The sequence below is a fragment of the Acidibrevibacterium fodinaquatile genome (genome assembly GCF_003352165.1).
Taxonomy (GTDB): Bacteria; Pseudomonadota; Alphaproteobacteria; order Acetobacterales; family Acetobacteraceae; genus Acidibrevibacterium; species Acidibrevibacterium fodinaquatile.
Genome location: NZ_CP029176.1, coordinates 2,821,422 through 2,838,015, shown reverse-complemented (window position 1 = coordinate 2,838,015; position 16,594 = coordinate 2,821,422). Strand labels below are relative to the sequence as shown.

General features: G+C 65.4%; 18 protein-coding genes. 11 read left to right on the top strand and 7 right to left on the bottom strand.

Annotation, left to right across the window (positions count from 1 at the left end; translation table 11 throughout):
* Nucleotides 1-53: 53 nt before the first annotated feature.
* Nucleotides 54-785: a PEP-CTERM sorting domain-containing protein gene (locus DEF76_RS13480; RefSeq protein ID WP_162800661.1), complete on the top strand. Its 732-nt coding sequence runs from the start codon at nt 54-56 to the stop codon at nt 783-785.
* Here DEF76_RS13480 and kdsA read toward each other — a convergent pair.
* The 4 genes from kdsA to tpiA all read right to left on the bottom strand — a co-directional run bounded on the left by kdsA (nt 782) and on the right by tpiA (nt 4,578).
* Entirely contained in the window at nt 782-1,651 is an 870-nt protein-coding gene (gene kdsA / locus DEF76_RS13475; RefSeq protein ID WP_114912777.1) for a 3-deoxy-8-phosphooctulonate synthase, read from the bottom strand. The genes DEF76_RS13480 and kdsA overlap by 4 nt on opposite strands.
* Before the next feature lie 10 nt (nt 1,652-1,661).
* Nucleotides 1,662-3,293, bottom strand: a complete 1,632-nt coding sequence (locus DEF76_RS13470) for a CTP synthase (protein WP_114912776.1) — start codon at nt 3,291-3,293, stop codon at nt 1,662-1,664.
* A gap of 62 nt (nt 3,294-3,355) precedes the next feature.
* On the bottom strand, nt 3,356-3,754 hold the full coding sequence (gene secG / locus DEF76_RS13465; RefSeq protein WP_114912775.1) for a preprotein translocase subunit SecG: 399 nt from the start codon (nt 3,752-3,754) through the stop codon (nt 3,356-3,358).
* A 50-nt stretch (nt 3,755-3,804) separates the two neighbouring features.
* Nucleotides 3,805-4,578, bottom strand: a complete 774-nt coding sequence (gene tpiA, locus DEF76_RS13460) for a triose-phosphate isomerase (RefSeq protein WP_114912774.1) — start codon at nt 4,576-4,578, stop codon at nt 3,805-3,807.
* A gap of 239 nt (nt 4,579-4,817) precedes the next feature.
* Between tpiA and DEF76_RS13455 the strand changes: the two genes are divergently transcribed.
* Nucleotides 4,818-5,702 (top strand): S-methyl-5'-thioadenosine phosphorylase, encoded by an 885-nt coding sequence (locus tag DEF76_RS13455; protein ID WP_114913884.1) that lies wholly within the window; start codon nt 4,818-4,820, stop codon nt 5,700-5,702.
* A 10-nt stretch (nt 5,703-5,712) separates the two neighbouring features.
* On the opposite strand, the gene DEF76_RS13450 is transcribed toward DEF76_RS13455, so the two are convergent.
* Nucleotides 5,713-6,495, bottom strand: coding sequence for a DUF1217 domain-containing protein (locus tag DEF76_RS13450; RefSeq protein ID WP_162800660.1), 783 nt, complete (start codon nt 6,493-6,495; stop codon nt 5,713-5,715).
* 213 nt (nt 6,496-6,708) lie between these two features.
* Here DEF76_RS13450 and DEF76_RS13445 point away from each other — a divergent pair, with 213 nt between their 5' ends.
* The gene (locus DEF76_RS13445; RefSeq protein ID WP_162800659.1) at nt 6,709-7,944 is read left to right on the top strand and encodes a flagellin N-terminal helical domain-containing protein; all 1,236 of its coding nucleotides are present in this window, start codon (nt 6,709-6,711) and stop codon (nt 7,942-7,944) included.
* Nucleotides 7,945-8,021: 77 nt separating this feature from the next.
* The gene (locus DEF76_RS13440) at nt 8,022-8,441 is read left to right on the top strand and encodes a flagellar biosynthesis regulator FlaF (RefSeq protein ID WP_114912771.1); all 420 of its coding nucleotides are present in this window, start codon (nt 8,022-8,024) and stop codon (nt 8,439-8,441) included.
* Here DEF76_RS13440 and folK read toward each other — a convergent pair whose 3' ends face one another.
* A complete protein-coding gene (gene folK / locus DEF76_RS13435; RefSeq protein ID WP_114912770.1) occupies nt 8,442-8,993 on the bottom strand; it encodes a 2-amino-4-hydroxy-6-hydroxymethyldihydropteridine diphosphokinase in 552 nt (183 codons plus the stop codon).
* 126 nt (nt 8,994-9,119) lie between these two features.
* Here folK and DEF76_RS13430 point away from each other — a divergent pair, with 126 nt between their 5' ends.
* Both DEF76_RS13430 and DEF76_RS13425 read left to right on the top strand, forming a co-directional pair.
* Complete coding sequence (locus DEF76_RS13430) at nt 9,120-9,716, top strand: LabA-like NYN domain-containing protein (RefSeq protein ID WP_114912769.1); 597 nt, start codon at nt 9,120-9,122, stop codon at nt 9,714-9,716.
* Nucleotides 9,703-10,389: a uracil-DNA glycosylase gene (locus DEF76_RS13425; protein ID WP_408842217.1), complete on the top strand. Its 687-nt coding sequence runs from the start codon at nt 9,703-9,705 to the stop codon at nt 10,387-10,389. Before DEF76_RS13430 ends, DEF76_RS13425 begins: the two co-directional genes overlap by 14 nt.
* 72 nt (nt 10,390-10,461) lie before the next feature.
* On the opposite strand, the gene DEF76_RS13420 is transcribed toward DEF76_RS13425, so the two are convergent.
* Complete coding sequence (locus DEF76_RS13420; protein WP_114912767.1) at nt 10,462-11,421, bottom strand: NAD(P)H-dependent flavin oxidoreductase; 960 nt, start codon at nt 11,419-11,421, stop codon at nt 10,462-10,464.
* 213 nt (nt 11,422-11,634) lie between these two features.
* Between DEF76_RS13420 and DEF76_RS13415 the strand changes: the two genes are divergently transcribed.
* The 5 genes from DEF76_RS13415 to DEF76_RS13395 are packed head-to-tail and all read left to right on the top strand — an operon-like array spanning nt 11,635 to nt 16,594.
* Nucleotides 11,635-12,870, top strand: a complete 1,236-nt coding sequence (locus DEF76_RS13415; protein ID WP_114912766.1) for a branched-chain amino acid ABC transporter substrate-binding protein — start codon at nt 11,635-11,637, stop codon at nt 12,868-12,870.
* Nucleotides 12,871-12,899: 29 nt separating this feature from the next.
* Complete coding sequence (locus DEF76_RS13410; RefSeq protein ID WP_114912765.1) at nt 12,900-13,838, top strand: branched-chain amino acid ABC transporter permease; 939 nt, start codon at nt 12,900-12,902, stop codon at nt 13,836-13,838.
* Nucleotide 13,839: 1 nt separating this feature from the next.
* Nucleotides 13,840-15,135 (top strand): branched-chain amino acid ABC transporter permease, encoded by a 1,296-nt coding sequence (locus tag DEF76_RS13405; protein ID WP_114912764.1) that lies wholly within the window; start codon nt 13,840-13,842, stop codon nt 15,133-15,135.
* Nucleotides 15,132-15,893 (top strand): ABC transporter ATP-binding protein, encoded by a 762-nt coding sequence (locus DEF76_RS13400; protein WP_114912763.1) that lies wholly within the window; start codon nt 15,132-15,134, stop codon nt 15,891-15,893. The genes DEF76_RS13405 and DEF76_RS13400 overlap by 4 nt, the downstream gene beginning before the upstream one ends.
* Nucleotides 15,890-16,594 carry an ABC transporter ATP-binding protein gene (locus DEF76_RS13395; RefSeq protein ID WP_205216001.1) on the top strand — a complete coding sequence of 235 codons (705 nt, stop codon included), beginning with the start codon at nt 15,890-15,892 and terminating at the stop codon, nt 16,592-16,594. Before DEF76_RS13400 ends, DEF76_RS13395 begins: the two co-directional genes overlap by 4 nt.

The following is a 16,594-nucleotide window of genomic DNA, read 5'->3' as shown; positions in this document are numbered from 1 at the left end:
CGCACGCTGACGCAACGAGGTGCGCAGGCAGGGAAGCCAGAGGAGCAGATGGAATGAGGCGGCCGATCTTTAAGATAACGCGTAACGAGAGGCGTGTTGGCGGGCGCGGCAAGCTTGCGGCGGCCTTTCTTCTGCTCGCGGTAGGCGGTCTTGGCGTCGCGGCGGCGCCCGCCATGGCGGGCACGGTGGATTACACTCTGAACGACTATGTCGGAAGCGGCACGTCTTCCTTGGCGTCGCCCTATGGCACCGTCGCCTTGAACGACAATGGCGGCCCTGACGTCACGGTCACCGTGTCTTTGGCCTCGGGGGTCGGCTTCGTCAACAGCGGCGCCGGCTACTCGCTGACCTGGGATTTGGCCAATGCGCCATCCATAACCGTGCCGGCGAATTCCATAACCCCTGGGTTTTCCCTGGTCTCTTCGTCTGCCGGGGGGTTGAGCGCCAGCGGCGGCGGCACCTGGGATTACGCCATCGATTGCAGCACATCGACGTGCGGACATGGCGGCAACAGCCCCTATACCGGGCCGCTCAGCTTCACCATCGACAACGTCGCCCTCAGCGATTTTATCCCGAATGGGAATGGTAATTATTTCGGCGCCGATGTCTGCCTCGGGGTCTCGAACGGCAGTTGCGGTAACGGCATCACCGGCGTGGTCGTGGCTAACACCGCCGGTGTCCCCGGCAACAGCAATGTTCCCGAGCCCGCCACGATGGTGTTGCTCGGCAGCGCCCTCTTCGCTCTCGCTATCGTCCGCCGCCGTGGCTCACACCGCCCCCGCTAAGCCTTTTTCGAATCGTCCTGAGCGGCCGTAAGCACTGCTGCGGATGATTTCGCGAGTTCGTCGAATGCCTTGAGCCGCGCGAGCAGGGCCGGCATGGCGGCGAGCGGGATCATGTTCGGCCCGTCGCTCGGGGCGTGATCGGGATCGGGGTGGGTTTCGATGAAAACCGCCGCGACTCCGACCGCGAGTGCGGCGCGGGCGAGCACCGGCGCGAAACGGCGCTCGCCGCCCGAGGCGGTGCCGGCGCCGCCCGGCAACTGCACCGAGTGCGTCGCATCGAACACCACCGGATAGCCGGTTTCGGCCATGATCGGGAGCGACCGGAAATCGCTCACCAGCATATTATAGCCGAAGCTCGCGCCGCGCTCGGTGAGCAGGATGCGGTGGTTGCCGGTGCTCGCGATCTTGGCGGCGACATGCGCCATATCCCAAGGAGCGAGGAACTGGCCTTTTTTCACGTTGATCGCCGCACCCGTTTCGCCGGCGGCGAGCAGAAGATCGGTCTGACGGCAGAGAAAGGCGGGAATTTGCAGGACATCGACCGCCGCCGCCACCCTCGCGCACTGGCCGGCATCATGGACATCGGTGAGCACCGGAATGCCGAACCGCGCCCGCACCTCGGCGAGGATCTCGAGCCCCGCCGCCATCCCGACGCCGCGCGCCGCAGCCAGGCTGGTGCGGTTGGCCTTGTCGAAGCTGCTTTTGTAGATCAAGGGAATGCCGAGCGCGCCGGTCATCGCGACGAGCGCGTCGGCGACCTCGGTCGCGTGCGCCCGGCTCTCGATCTGACAGGGGCCGGCGATCAGCGCGAAGGGGAGGTGGTTGCCGACGGTAACCGGGCCGACGGTAACGCTGTTTTCGGCCATCGCGCCCCTCCTATACCAGCCGCGCCTGGCGCACCGAGGCGGCGATGAAATCAGCGAAGAGCGGGTGCGGCGAAAATGGCTTCGATTTCAGCTCGGGGTGGAACTGCACCCCGATGAACCAGGGGTGGTCGGGATATTCGACGATTTCGGGCAGCACGCCATCGGGCGAGAGCGCCGAAAACCGCAGCCCAGCCCGCTCCAGTTGATCGCGATAGTCGATATTGACTTCGTAGCGATGGCGATGACGCTCGGAAATCTCGGCCGCGCCGCCATAAACCGCGCGCACCAGCGAGCCCTCGGCGAGGCGGGCGGGGAAGGCACCGAGCCGCATCGTGCCACCGAGCGCGCCTTGGGCGGAGCGGCGCTCGATGGCGTTGCCACGCTGCCATTCGGTGAGCAGACCGACCACCGGTGTTGCGCACGGGCCGAACTCGCTCGAGGAGGCGTCGGTCAGGCCGGCGAGATGACGCGCCGCCTCGATCACCGCCATCTGCATGCCAAAACAGATGCCGAGAAACGGCACGCGGCGTTCGCGGGCGAAGCGGACGGCGGCGATCTTGCCTTCCGTCCCGCGCTCGCCGAAGCCGCCCGGGACCAAAATGCCATGCACACCCTCAAGGCGCAGCACCGCGTCGGGCTGTTCGAAAATCTCGCTGTCCATCCAGTCGAGCTCGACCTTCACCCGGTTGGCGATGCCGCCATGAACCAGCGCCTCGGCGAGCGATTTATAACTGTCGAGCAGATTCATGTATTTGCCGACGACGGCGATGCGCACCGCGCCCTCCGGCGCGCGGATCGCCGCGACGATATCGCGCCAGCGCGTGAGATCCGGCGCGGCCTCAAGGGGCAGCGCGAAATGGCGCAAAACCTCGCGATCCATGCCTTCGTCGTGATAGCTGAGCGGCGCCGCATAGATGGTATCGACGTCGAGCGCCGCGATCACCGCATCCGGGCGGACATTGCAAAAGAGGGCGATCTTGCGCCGCTCATTCTCCGGGATCGGCCGCTCACAACGGCAAAGCAGCATATGCGGCTGGATGCCGACATTGAGCAATTCCTTGACCGAATGCTGCGTCGGCTTGGTTTTCAACTCGCCTGCGGAACGGATATACGGCACCAGCGTGAGATGGACGAACATCGAGCACGCCGGCCCCAATTCGTTGCCGAGCTGGCGGATGGCTTCGAGAAACGGCAGACTCTCGATATCGCCGACGGTGCCGCCGATTTCGACCAGGACGAAATCGAGCCCCTCGGTCTCACGCAGGATCGCGTCCTTGATGGCGTCGGTGATGTGCGGGATGACCTGCACCGTCGCCCCGAGATAATCGCCGCGGCGCTCGCGCGCGATCACCTCGGCATAGATCCGCCCGGTGGTGGCGTTGTCGGCGCGGGTCGCGGCGACGCCGGTGAAGCGCTCGTAATGGCCGAGATCGAGATCGGTCTCGGCGCCATCATCGGTGACGAAGACCTCGCCATGCTGATACGGGCTCATCGTGCCGGGATCGACATTGAGATAAGGGTCGAGCTTGCGCAGCCGCACGGAATAGCCGCGCGCCTGCAAAAGCGCGCCCAGCGCCGCCGAGGCGATGCCCTTGCCGAGGGAGGAGACCACGCCGCCGGTGATGAACACGAACCGCGTCATGGGCGTTCAGTCTAGACCATCCGCGCGGCGGATGGAAACCGGTTTCGACATGCGCCGCGGTCTCAGTTGGTCGGCACCGGTGGCGCGGCCGGTTTGGCGGGCGTACTCGCGCCCGGCGCCGGGGTGGCTGGCGCCGGCGCGGCCGGCAGCGTGACGCCTTTTGCCGGCGGGCCGGGGAGCACGGTCGCCGCCGGCGGTGGCGAGAGGTCGAGCAAACCGCGGCCGCTGCTGCCGGCGCCGCGGTCGAGCAGCGCGAGCACGAGGGCGATCCCCATGAACAATGTCGCGAGAACGGCGGTCGCGCGGGTGAGCAGATTGGCGGTGCCGCGCCCGCTCATCAGCCCGCCCATGCCCTGCGAGGAGCCGATGCCGAGCCCGCCGCCCTCGCTCCGCTGGATCAGCACGATGCCGATCAGGGCGATGGTGACGAACAAATGGAAAATGATCAGAACGTTGGTCATGGGCGATCCTCGCGCGCGCGCGGGGCGATCCTCGTGCGGGCGGGCGGGTTCTAGCTCGCGCCGGGCGCCCTGCCAAGCGCCGGCGCGGCGGCGGCGGCGATCGCGAGGAAATCGCCGGGCACGAGACTTGCGCCGCCGACCAGGGCGCCGCCGACCTCGGCGAGGGCGAGGAGGGCTGCGGCATTGCCGGGTTTGACCGAGCCGCCGTAGAGAATGGCGATCGCGCCGCCGGCCGCGCCAAAACGGTCGCGGAGCGCGGCGCGGATGGCGCCGTGCATTGCGGCGATATCGTCTGTGGTCGGTGTCCGCCCGCTGCCGATCGCCCAAATCGGCTCGTAAGCGACCAGCCCGGCGGGCGGGTCGGCAAAATCCGCGGGGAGCGAGGCTGCGAGCTGGCCCATCACCACCGCCTCGGCTCGCCCCGCCTGGCGCGCCGCCTCATCCTCGCCGACGCAGACGATCGGCGTGAGCCCCGCCGCCCGCGCCGCGGCAACCTTGGCGCATATCAGCGCATCGCTCTCGCCATGATCGGCGCGGCGTTCGGAATGGCCGAGAATGACGTGGCTCGCCCCCACCTCGCGCAGCATCGTGGCGGCGATATCGCCGGTATGGGCGCCACTCGCCCGCGCATCACAATCCTGCCCGCCAACCTTGGCCGGCGCGCCCCCAAGGGCCGCAACGAGCGGCACGATCAGCGTCGCCGGCGGGCAGAGCACGAGATCGCAGGCGAGTGATGCGGCGCGGGAGGAGACTTCCCGCGCCATCGTCTCGACCAGCGCCTTGGTGCCATTCATTTTCCAGTTGCCGATGATGATCTGCCGCATAATCACTCCAGAATCGTTGTAAAACCTTATTTTAACTTCCGAAAAAGAAGCAAAAAGACTTTTTTTCCCGTTTTCTCGGCGCAGGCACTGCCCAACGGACAAAAGTTTTTTGGTTCTTTTTTTCAAAAAAGAACATTTTTCCCTTTCTAGCTCAAGCCATGCCCGAAAACAAACCAGGCGATTTGACCGCGATCGGCGGTTCGGGCGAAAACGCGACTGACGCGAGGAGAAAGAATCCCATGACGGCATCTGTGGAACCGGTGATCGGCATCATTGGCGGCTCTGGGTTATATGACATCGCCGGGCTTGCCGAGCGGCACTGGCGCAAGATCGAGACGCCGTGGGGCGCGCCCTCGGATGAGCTATTATTCGGCCGCCTTGCGGGTGTGCGTTGCGTGTTTTTGCCGCGCCATGGCCGCGGCCATCGCCTGTCGCCGAGCCATCTCAATTACCGCGCCAATATCGATGCTTTGAAGCGCGCCGGCTGCACCGATGTGATTTCGCTCTCCGCCGTCGGCAGTTTGCGCGAGGATTTGCCGCCTGGGCATTTCGTCATCGTCGATCAGTTCATCGACCGCAGTTTCGCGCGCGAGAAGAGTTTTTTCGGCGAGGGCTGTGTCGCCCATGTTTCGATGGCGCATCCGGTCTGTTCGCGGCTCGGCGATGCCCTTCTTGCGGCCGCGCGCGATCTCAGGCTGCCGGTCACGCGCGGCGGCACCTATCTGGTGATGGAAGGCCCGCAATTTTCTACCAAGGCCGAGAGCGCCCTCTATCGCCAATGGGGTGCGAGCGTGATCGGCATGACCAACATGCCGGAGGCGAAGCTCGCCCGCGAGGCGGAGATGTGTTACGCGACCGTTGCCATGGTCACTGACTATGATTGCTGGCATCCCGAGCATGATCACGTGACGGTGGAGGCGGTGGTGCGGGTGCTTTTGGAGAACGCCGAGCACGCGCGGGGGCTGGTTTCGGCGCTGGTCCCGGCGCTCGGGGCGGCGCGCCCGCCTTGTCCGGCCGGCTGCGGCCACGCTCTCGATCACGCGCTGATCACCGCGCCCGAGGCACGCGATCCGGCCTTGATGGCGAAGCTCGACGCGGTGGCCGGGCGGGTTCTCGGCGCCTGATCGCGCCGCCTCAGGCGATGAGGTTGACGAGCGGGTTGCTGGTGCCGCTGCTGAACGCGCTGGTGCCGCCGATGAGGTTGACGAGGGGATTGGAGGTGCCGCTGCTTGCGCTGTTCTCCTGGTTCAGGACCAGGTACTTCTGCACGAACTGGTTGACGTAGCTCGGGTTCTGGAATTTTTTCAGGTCCACCTGCTGGCTCAGGATGCTGACCTGCTGGTTATAGTTGAGCAGGCCGAATTGCATCGGCAGGCCGAGCGCGGTCTGCACCACGCCGAGCAGGGTGTTGTCGGACATCAGCTCCGGGATCGTCGTCACCGAACCGATATTGCGGGTGAAATAGAGCGCCGCTTGCATCCCCGGCATTTGCTGATTGGCGCCGACCTCGAACTGGTTGGTGACGTAATTCTGAACGATGCTCGCGACGGTTTTGGCGTTGGAGAGCGGCGGCGGATTCCAGTTCGCCATGACATTGGCGAATTGCAGATAGGCGGGGTTCGCCATCTGCTGCACCAGGGAATTTTTCGCCGTCGGGTTCTGGGTCAGCAATTGCTTGAGGATACCCTGTTCGTTGATCAAGCCGCTCATCCCGAACGCGCCGAGCACCACTTGCAGCGCGCGGTAATTCTTGAGCAGCGCCTGCGGCGTGGTCAGGGTCGAGGCGACGCTTTGGAAATAGCTCACCGCCGACTGGGTCGCCGGATTGGCCTTGGCGGCGGCGTCCGCGTATTTCGTTTCGTTCTTGATGTAGGTTTCATACATCGGGATGATCGGCAGCCCGGAAATTCCCGACATGCGTTCAGTCCTTCCCCGCTCGCGTCTCGCCCGCCCTGATCGGGCGCCGCCCGCGGCCCGGCCGGGGCGGGCTGACATCACGCCTGGCGCCGACGCGACGCCGATTTTTCGAACCGTGCCTCATGTCGCGGGATAATGCCTCGTTTTTATAAACATTCCCTTAAGCATTTTCGCCGATCCTTCCGGGGTAGCTCACAAAAAGGAGACACACCCATGTCGTTTTCCATCAACACCAATGTCGGTGCCCTGGCGGCGTTGCAATCGCTCGATTCGACGCAGCAATCCCTGAACAACACGCAGAACGTCATCGCGAGCGGCCTTCTCGTCGGCAGCGCGAGCGACAATCCCGCCGTCTACTCGATCTCGCAGACCATGCAGGCGAATATCGCCGGCTTGACTGCGGTTCAAGACAATCTTTCCTTCGGCAACTCCGTGCTCGGGGTCGCCGCCGCCGCCGGCTCGCAGATCTCGAGCCAGCTCGCGACGCTGCAGAATACCGTGACGCAAGCGCAGCAGACCGGCATCTCGACGTCGACGATGAACACCCAGATCAACAACATCCTCAAGAATATCGACAATTTCGCTAACAACGCGACCTTCAACGGGGTCAATCTGCTAGCCGCCACCGGCACCACCGGCGTCACCACGGACACCATGGTGATCCAGGATACGATCAATGCCGGTGGGCAGCTCACGGTGGGCAACCAGCTCGGCGGCAGTACCGCGATGACGCAGGCGCTCGGGCTCACCAACCTTTCCTCCACGTCGGGTGGGCTTCAGTACAGCTTCAACAGCAGCTATGCGCCGGCCGCGGGAGATTATCTCCAGCTCTCCAACGGCACCAATAACTGGGTCTTCGAGTTCCAAACCACGGGTTCCACGCCGAGCGCCGCCCCCAGCGGCTACACGCTCGGCGCGAACGCTGGCGGCGGCACCAACTATCTGACCAACGTGATCATGGGCACCAGCACCTCGCCGATGGCGGCGGTGGGCGCCTTGATCAACTCGCTCCAGCAGAGCGGCTTCGCTGCCTCGCTCAGCAACAACGGCAATCTCACGATCGCCGGCAATAACGTCTCCAGCACCGGCTCGGCTTGGGAAAAGGCCAGCACCGCCTACAGTTCGGGCTCGAGCACCAACGAGGCCGGGGTCACCCAAACCGCCCTCTCCGGCGGCTCGGCGGCGATCACCATCGTCCAGAATGCCATTGGCACGATGAATGGCATCGCCGCGAAGATTGGTGCGACGCAACAGGAAGTCACGGGGATGATGAACTTCTCCTCCTCGCTTTCGACCTCGCTCACCACCGGCTCCGGGGCTTTGATCGATGCCAACATGGCCTCCGAAAGCGCGCAGTTGAACTCGCTGCAGACCAAACAGCAGCTCGCCATCCGCACGCTCTCGATCGCCAACGCTCAACCGCAGGTTCTCTTGAACTTGTTCCAGTAACCAACGCCTGAACAAGCGGCCGGGCCCAGGGCCCGGCCGTTCTTGGCGCGTTCCAGAATGGAAGACGGAAACCCATCATGAACCGTAATCTCGCGCAGTACGAAACCGCCCGCCGCTTCACCGCGACCCCCCAGGATAACGAAATCCTGATTTTTTCGAACGCCAACGCGATGCTCGCCAACGCCAAGACCGCGGACGCGAAGACCCGCATCAGCGCGCTGTTCCACAACCAGCGGCTGTGGTCTGCGATCGTCAAGGATCTGGCGCTGGAAACCAATCAGCTTCCCGCGGAGCTCAAGCAAAATCTCACCGACCTCGGCATCTGGGCGATGCAATACAGCACCCGCGCGATGGGCGAGGATTTGTCGCTCGATCCGCTGATCGCCGTCAATCGCGACATGATTGAAGGGCTGCAAGCCCAGCGCGCCGCCGCACCGCCGCCGCTGCCGCCACGTGGCGATCTGGCGAGCGCCGGCCTCGTCCAGAGCGCCGTCTGATCAGGCCTCGCCCCGGTGCCCGCGAAAGCCTGGGGCGGCCATGCTCGTCGCGGCTTCCGGCGGCGACAATCTTCGTATCGCCTGCGCCGGCAAGGCCGCCAACAGCGCCGACGCACTCTCGCCAAGAACCGGGTGCCGCCAGTCCGGGGCGATATCGGCGAGCGGGGCAAGCACGAAACCGCGTTCATGGGCGCGTGGGTGCGGCAAGATCGGGTCGGGCGCGGCGCGGCGCAAACCGTCAAGATCGATGATGTCGAGATCAAGGGTGCGCGCCGCGTTGGCGACGCCGCGGACACGCCCGAACCGCGCCTCGATCGCCTGCAACGCAGCCAGCAGCGCCTCCGGCGCAATAACGCCGGCGAGGCGGGCGACGCCGTTGATATAAGGCGGCTGGCCGGAAGGCGGCACCGGCGCGGTCTCATACCAGGGCGACGCCGCGACCAGCGTCAATCCCGGCAGCCGCGCAACCTCGGCGAGCGCGCGTTCACAGGTTTGCCGCGGCGCCATGCCGCCCGGACCCGGCAGATTAGCCCCGATCGCGACCAAAATCATCGCCACCCCCTTGTCTCATTCGCATGCGCGCTCTTTTCCCTTGGGGCGGTAAGGCGTATCGTATTCAGCCGGATCGTCTCCCGCGAGGCGGGATACCCTATTGTAGTGCGGAAAGGATTTGAAGTCATGGATTTCGTCGCCTCCGAGCGTCTCGCCCTGTTCATCGACGGCGCCAGCCTCTATTCGGTGTCGCGCAATCTCGGGTTCGACGTCGATTATCGCAGCCTGCTGGAATTCTTCCGCACCCGCTCGCATATGATCCGCGCCTATTACTATTCGGCGCTGCTCGAGACCGAGGAATATTCCCCCCTCAAGCCGCTGACCGACTGGCTCGCCTATAACGGCTATACCCTGGTCACCAAGCCCGCCAAGGAATTCACCGACGCCTCTGGCCGCCGCCGCGTCAAGGGCAACATGGATATCGAGCTTGCGATCGACATGCTGGAGCTGAGCCCGCGCATCGATCACGCCGTTCTCTTCAGCGGCGATGCCGATTTCCGCCGCCTGGTGGAAGCGGTGCAGCGCCGCGGGGTGCGCGTCTCGGTGGTGTCTTCGATCCGCACCAGCCCGCCAATGGTGGCCGATGAGCTTCGCCGCCAGGCCGATCAGTTCATCGAAATCGCCGATATCGCGCCGGAATTCACCCGCCGCCAAACCGAGCCCCGTCCCCGCCCGGCCGGGCGCCATGGCGGCATCGACGGCGCGCCGCATGACGATGTCTGAGCCCGAGCGCCGGGCAGCGCTGGCCGATGACGACGATGCCGAGCCCGGGCGCGACTGCCCGCTTTGCCCGCGCCTCGTCGCCTATCGCCTCGCCAACCGCGACGCCGAACCCGCTTGGTTCAACGCACCGGTCCCCGGTTTTGGGTCGCGCGATGCGAGACTGCTCGTGGTCGGGCTCGCGCCCGGCCTGCGCGGCGCCAACCGCACCGGGCGTCCCTTCACCGGCGATTACGCCGGAATCTTGCTCTATGAGACGCTGCTCCGCTTCGGCTTCGCCGAAGGTCGCTATGACGCGCGCGCCGATGACGGGCTTCAACTCCGCGATTGCCGCATCGTCAACGCCGTGCGCTGCGCCCCGCCCGCCAATCTGCCGCAGCCAGCGGAAATCAACGCCTGCAACCCATTCCTGGTCGCGGAGTTGAAAAACATGATGCGGCTGGAGGCGGTGCTGGCGCTCGGCGTCGTCGCTCACACCGCCGTCCTCAAAGCCTGTGGTGTGCCGCTGGCGCGCTACCGATTCCGCCACGGCGCGATCCACGCTTTGCCAGACGGGCTCATGCTCGCCAACAGCTACCACGTCTCGCGATACAATACCTCAACCGGCCGGCTGACCAGCGCCATGTTCGCGAACGTCGTCGAAACGCTCGCGAACCGGCTCGCCGAGGCCAGCTGAGCAAAGACGAGGAACGCAGGGGGCTTCGCCCCCTACACCCCCAGCAAAGGCAATGCCTTTGCAAATCATCCCTCAAGAATGTTGGCAAAGGCGCGCCCGCGCCGCTTCGTATTCGCGCCGCAAACGCGCGATCAACGCCGCCGCCGGCACCACCGCATGCACCGCCCCGATCCCCTGGCCGGAACCCCAGATGTCCCGCCACGCTTTGGTGCGGTCGGAGGCGAAATTCATCTTCGAGGGATCGGATTCGGGCAGATGGTCGGGATCGAGCCCGGCATTGCTGATGCTGGCGCGGAGGTAATTGCCATGCACGCCGGTGAAGAGATTGGTATAGACGATATCCTCGGCGGCGCCGGCGACGATCGCCGCTTTATAGGCCTCGGCGGCATTGGCCTCCTCGGTCGCGATGAACGCCGAGCCGATATAGGCGAAATCGGCGCCCATTGCTTGCGCGCCAAGCACGCCGGCCCCGGTCGCGATCGCCCCCGAAAGCGCGAGCGGGCCGGAAAACCAGGCGCGGATTTCCTGCACCAAGGCAAAGGGTGACAAGCGCCCGGCATGGCCGCCGGCACCGGCGGCGACCGCGATCAAGCCATCCGCCCCCTTCTCGATCGCCTTGCGGGCAAACGCATTGGTGATGACATCGTGCAAAACGATGCCGCCATAGGAATGAATGGCGGCATTGACCTCCTCGCGCGCCCCGAGCGAGGTGATGACGATGGGCACACGATGCTCGACACAGACCGCGAGATCATGCGCGAGCCGGTCATTGGAGCGATGCACGATGAGATTGACCGCAAACGGCGCCGCTCGCACCTCCGGCAGCATTGCGTCATGCGCGGCAAGCTCGGCCTTGATCCGGGTGAGCCATTCCCCGAGCTTTTCTGCCGGGCGGGCATTGAGCGAGGGAAAGGCACCGATGACACCGGATTTGCACTGCGCGATGACGAGATCGGGATTGGAGATGATGAAGAGTGGCGCGGCGATCGCCGGCAGCGCGAGCGGCGCCGCGAGGGAAGGGGGCAAACTCATCGGCGGGCATCCGCTTTCGCCACGCGCCGCGGCAACGTTTTGTGCATCACGTTATCTTCCTTCCCTATAAGTGAAGAGGCGTTCATTGACAGGCCTCCTTGGCCGGTGACAAAGTCCCCCCATAGAAGATCGCTGACGCTTCATTGGCAAGGCCGATCGACGAGCGACCGGCTGAAAACAACGAACGAACAGAAATGACGAGGGAGGGCGGAGATGAAGTTTACCAAAGCCGTTGTGCTCGGCACCGTCGCGGCAGGGGCCCTGCTCGCCGGGCCGGCCGTGACCGCGCGCGCCGATGAGGTGGTGCGGATCGCCTATATCGACCCGATGAGCGGCCCGTTCGCCTCCACCGGCCGGCTCGGCGAGCAGCATTTCCGCTTCGCCATCGACCGGGTGAATGCCGCCCACGCCGCCGGCAACCGCACCTTCGAATTGGTGGTGATGGATAACGAGGTGAGCCCGGAAAAGTCGCTGACCATGTTCCGCAAGGCGGTCGATGACGGCATCCACTACATCACTCAGGGCAATGGCTCCTCGGTCGCCTTCGCGTTGTCGGACGCCACCGCGAAAAACAACCGCCGCGATCCCGAGCATGCCGTGCTCTATCTCAACTATGCCGCCGTCGATCCCGCGCTCACCAACGAGAAATGCAATTGGTGGCATTTCCGCTTCGATGCCGACAGTGACATGAAGATGAAGGCGCTTGCCGACTATATCGTCGCGAGCCCCAACATCCATAAAGTCTATGTTTTCAATCAGGATTATTCCTTCGGGCAATCGGTGGAAAAAGCGGCGGTCGCGATGATCGGCGGCAAACGTGCCGATCTTGCGATTGTCGGCACCGAACGCGTGCCGCTCGGCAAAGTGACCGATTTCACCCCTTATATCGCCAAGATGCGTGCCGCCGGCGCCGATGCGGTGGTCACCGGCGCCTGGGGCGCCGATCTCACGCTGCTCGTCAAAGCCGCCGCCGATACCGGCTTTCCCGCGACTTTCTTTACCTATTATCTCGGCGCTCGCGAAACCGTGCAAGCGGTCGGCATGGCCGGCAAGGGCGACGCCCAGATCAGCGAGTGGCATGAGAATGTCGATGCCCCCGCGATCGACCGCATGGCGGCCGAGTTCAAAGCCAAATACAACGAGAATTTCTATTACTGGCGGGTCGTCGACATGATCGACACGCTGGCGGCGGCGATGAAGAAGGCCGACAGTTCCGACCCGCTCAAGGTCGGAAAAGTCTTGTCCGGGATGAAGTTCGACACACCGCTCGGCCCCGAAGAGATCCGCGCCGACAATCATCAATTGCTGCAGCCGATGTATGTCTCGATCCTGGCGCCGGACATGCCGCATATGTTCCCCGGCGTGCCGCTCGGCTTTAAGACCATCAAGCGCTTCGACGCCGAGGAGACGCGCCTGCCGACCACCTGCGCGATGAAGGCGCCGGGCTGAGCGCGGCTGCGGGAACAAGGCCAGTTTTGATGCAGGAAACGCTTCTCGTTCTGCTCAACGGCCTGGTGTATGGGCTGCTCTTGTTCATGCTGTCGAGCGGGCTCACGTTGATCGTCGGCATGATGGGTGTCCTGAACTTCGCCCATGCCAGCTTTTACATGCTTGGCGCCTATTTCGCCTATACGATCAGCGTCGGGCTCGGCTTCTGGCCGGGGCTGGTGATCGCGCCGCTTCTCGTCGGTGTCCTTGGCGTCGTGGTCGAGCGCTATGGTCTCCGCGCCGTGCATCGTCATGGCAAGCTCGCCGAGCTTTTGTTCACCGTCGGGCTTGCGTTCATCATCGGCGAGATCGTGCCGCTGATCTGGGGGCGGACGGCGGCGCCCTATCGCGTGCCGGCGGCGCTCGATTTCCCCGCTTTCACCCTCGGTGGCATTCAGTATCAGGCCTATCGGCTGTTCATGATGGCGGTTTCCGTCGCGATCTTTGCCGGGCTCTATGCCGCGCTCGCGCGCACCCGGCTCGGCCTCGTCATCCGCGCCGCCTTGACCCATCCCGACATGGTGGCGATGCTCGGCCATAACGTGCCGCGTGTGTTTACGTTGGTGTTCGGCGCCGGCTGCGCGCTCGCCGGGCTCGCCGGCGTCATCGGCGGCAATGTCTTCACGACGACGCCGGGCATGGCCGACGCTCTCGGCCCGATCGTCTTCGCCGTCGTCATCATGGGCGGGCTCGGTTCGATTCCCGGCGCCTTGATCGCCTCGCTCGCGATCGGGTTCGTCCAGACCGCGTCAGTGACGCTTGATGCGCCGCTCGGCACGGTGCTCGGTCATATCGGCTTGCCGCTCGACCCGCATGGCGCGCTCGGTCAGCTCACCATCGCCCATGCCGCGCCGGCGGTGCCCTATCTCATGCTGGTCCTTCTGCTTGCGCTCAATCCGCGTGGGTTGATGGGCGCGCGGGCGGATTGAGATGGCGGACCCTCTCGCCATCGCCAGCGCCGGCAAGAGCGGGATGCGCCGCGGCGTGCGCGGCGCCGCCCTGTTCTGGGGCGCGGCGATCGTGATCGCCCTGGTCGCGCCGCATCTGCTCACCAGTGGGTTTGGCCTCTCGCTCCTCAACCGCATGGCGATCGCCATCGTTTTCGCGCTCTCCTTCAACATGTTGCTCGGCCAGGCGGGGATGCTCGATTTCGGGCATGCGGTGTTTTTCGGCCTGGGCGGCTTTGCGAGCCTGCATCTCTTGAAGCTGGTCGATGGTGGCTTGGCGCTCCCGGTGGTGTTTTTGCCGCTCGCTGGCGCTATTGGCGGCGGGCTCGCAGCACTTCCCGCCGGCTGGCTCGCGACACGCCGCGAAGGCACCTCGTTTGCGATGATCACGCTCGGCATCGCCGAACTCGCCGTCGCCCTGGTGGTGATGATCCCGCAATGGTTTGGCGGCGAGGAGGGGGTTTCCGGCGATCGCTCCGGCGGCCCGGCGCTGTTCGGCTTTGATTTCGGCTCGGCCTTGCAGATCTACTACGTGCTCGCGGCTTGGGCCGTGATCGCCGCGGCGCTGATGTGGGGGGTGACGAGGACGCCGCTCGGGCGGCTCGCCAATGCCGTTCGCGACAATCCGCTCAGGGTCGATTTTCTCGGCTACGACCCGGCGCGCATCCGGTTTCTAACCTTTCTCCTCGCCGGGATCTTCGCCGGGGTCGCGGGCGGGATGCAGGCGCTGAACGACGAGATCATGACCGTCTCCAATATCGGCTCGGCGGCCTCGGGGGCGGTCTTGCTGATGACCTATATCGGCGGCGTCGGAACATTTTCTGGGCCGGTGATCGGCGCCGTGGTGGTGACGCTGCTGCAGGTCGCGCTCGGCACCGTGACGGACGCCTGGCAGCTCTATTCCGGGCTGATCTTCGTTACCATGGTGCTCTGGGCGCCGGGGGGGATTTCCGGGATCATCCAAAGCCATGCGCCGATCCTGCGTGCCGGCGTTGGTGCGCGGTTGCTCGGCCCTTATCTCGCGCTATTGCCGGCGATGGCGCTGACGCTTGCGGGGGTGGTGGGGCTTGCCGAACTCGCCTACCGGTTGCAAGCCGTGCGCGGCGGGGCCAAGGCCGGGCGCCTGTTCGGCCTCGCCATTCAGCCGACGGAACCCGCGCAATGGCTGATCCCGCTGGCTCTGTTCCTCCTCGGCGCCGTTCTTCTCCGCCGCCTTGCGCCGCCGGCGCGCGCCGCCTGGCAGGAGGCGGCGGCGCACGCGGCGAGGGGCGTTTCATGAGCGAGCCCGCCCTCTCGCTCCGCGGGCTTTATAAAAGCTTTGGCGCGACCTCGATCCTGCGCGATGTCTCGCTCGACATTCCGGCCGGCACCCGCCATGCCATCATCGGCCCCAACGGTGCCGGCAAATCGACGCTATTTCATCTCATCACTGGCCGCCTCCGGCTCGATCGCGGCAGCGTTTGGCTCGCGGGCGAGGACATCACCGGGCTTTCGCCGCACGCGATTTTCCGCCGCGGCCTTGCCCGCAGTTTTCAGGTGACGAGCCTGTTTCCGCGGCTTTCGGTGTTCGAGAATCTGCGCATCGCCGGCATGCGCGTCTCCGGCTGCGGCCATGCCTTCTGGCGCCGGATCGACGGGTTCGCCGACCTTACCGCGCGCATCGAGGAGATGCTGGCGCTTCTCGATCTCGGCCCGCGGCGCGACGTTGCCGCCGGCGCGCTCGCCTACGCCGAGCAGCGGGCGCTCGAGATCGGCCTCGCCCTCGTCGGCGGCGCGCATACCATCCTGCTCGACGAGCCGACCGCCGGCATGAGCCGCGCCGAAACCGAACGCGCCGTCGCGCTGCTGCGCCGGCTTTCCGCCGGGCGCACGCTGGTGATGATCGAGCATGATCTCTCCGTCGTGTTCGACCTCGCCGATGCCATCACCGTGCTCGCCGATGGCGGGGTGATCGCCTCCGGCCCGCCGGAGACGGTGCGCGGCGATGCGCGGGTGCGCGCCGCCTATCTTGGCGCCGCGGCGGAGGTTCTGACATGATGCTCGAGATCCGCGACCTCGACGCCTGGTACGGCAAGAGCCAGGTTCTGCGCGGGGTTACGCTTGCGATCGGCGAGGGCGAGATCGTCGCCCTGCTCGGGCGCAATGGTGCCGGCCGCTCGACGACGCTGAAGGCGATCATGGGCGGGGTTACGCGCGCCGGCGCGATCCGCTTCAAGGGCGAGGACATCAGCACCCTCGCGCCCCATGAGATCGCCCGCCGCGGGCTCGGCTATGTCCCCGAGGATCGCGCCATTTTCCCCGATCTCACGGTCGCCGAAAACCTGCTGCTCGGCGAGAAGCGCGGCGTGCATCGAGGCCAAGCGGCCTTTGCGCTGGCCGACGCCTATGCTTTGTTCCCGCGCCTTGGCGAGCGCGCGGCGGCGCCGGCCGGCGCGCTTTCGGGCGGCGAGCAGCAGATGCTTACCATCTGCCGCACCCTGATGGGCAATCCGCGCCTGATCATGGTCGATGAACCGACCGAGGGGCTGGCGCCGATGATGGTCGCGCGGGTGCGCGATCTCCTCGCCGAGGTGGCGCGCCGCGGGGTGACGATCCTGCTCGTCGAACAGAAACTCGCGATCGCCCTCGAACTCGCGCAACGGCTCTATATCATGGGTCATGGCAGCATCGTGTTTGAGGGCACGGCGGCGGAATTTTCGGCGAATGCGAAAATTCGCCAGGAATGGCTAGAAGTGTGA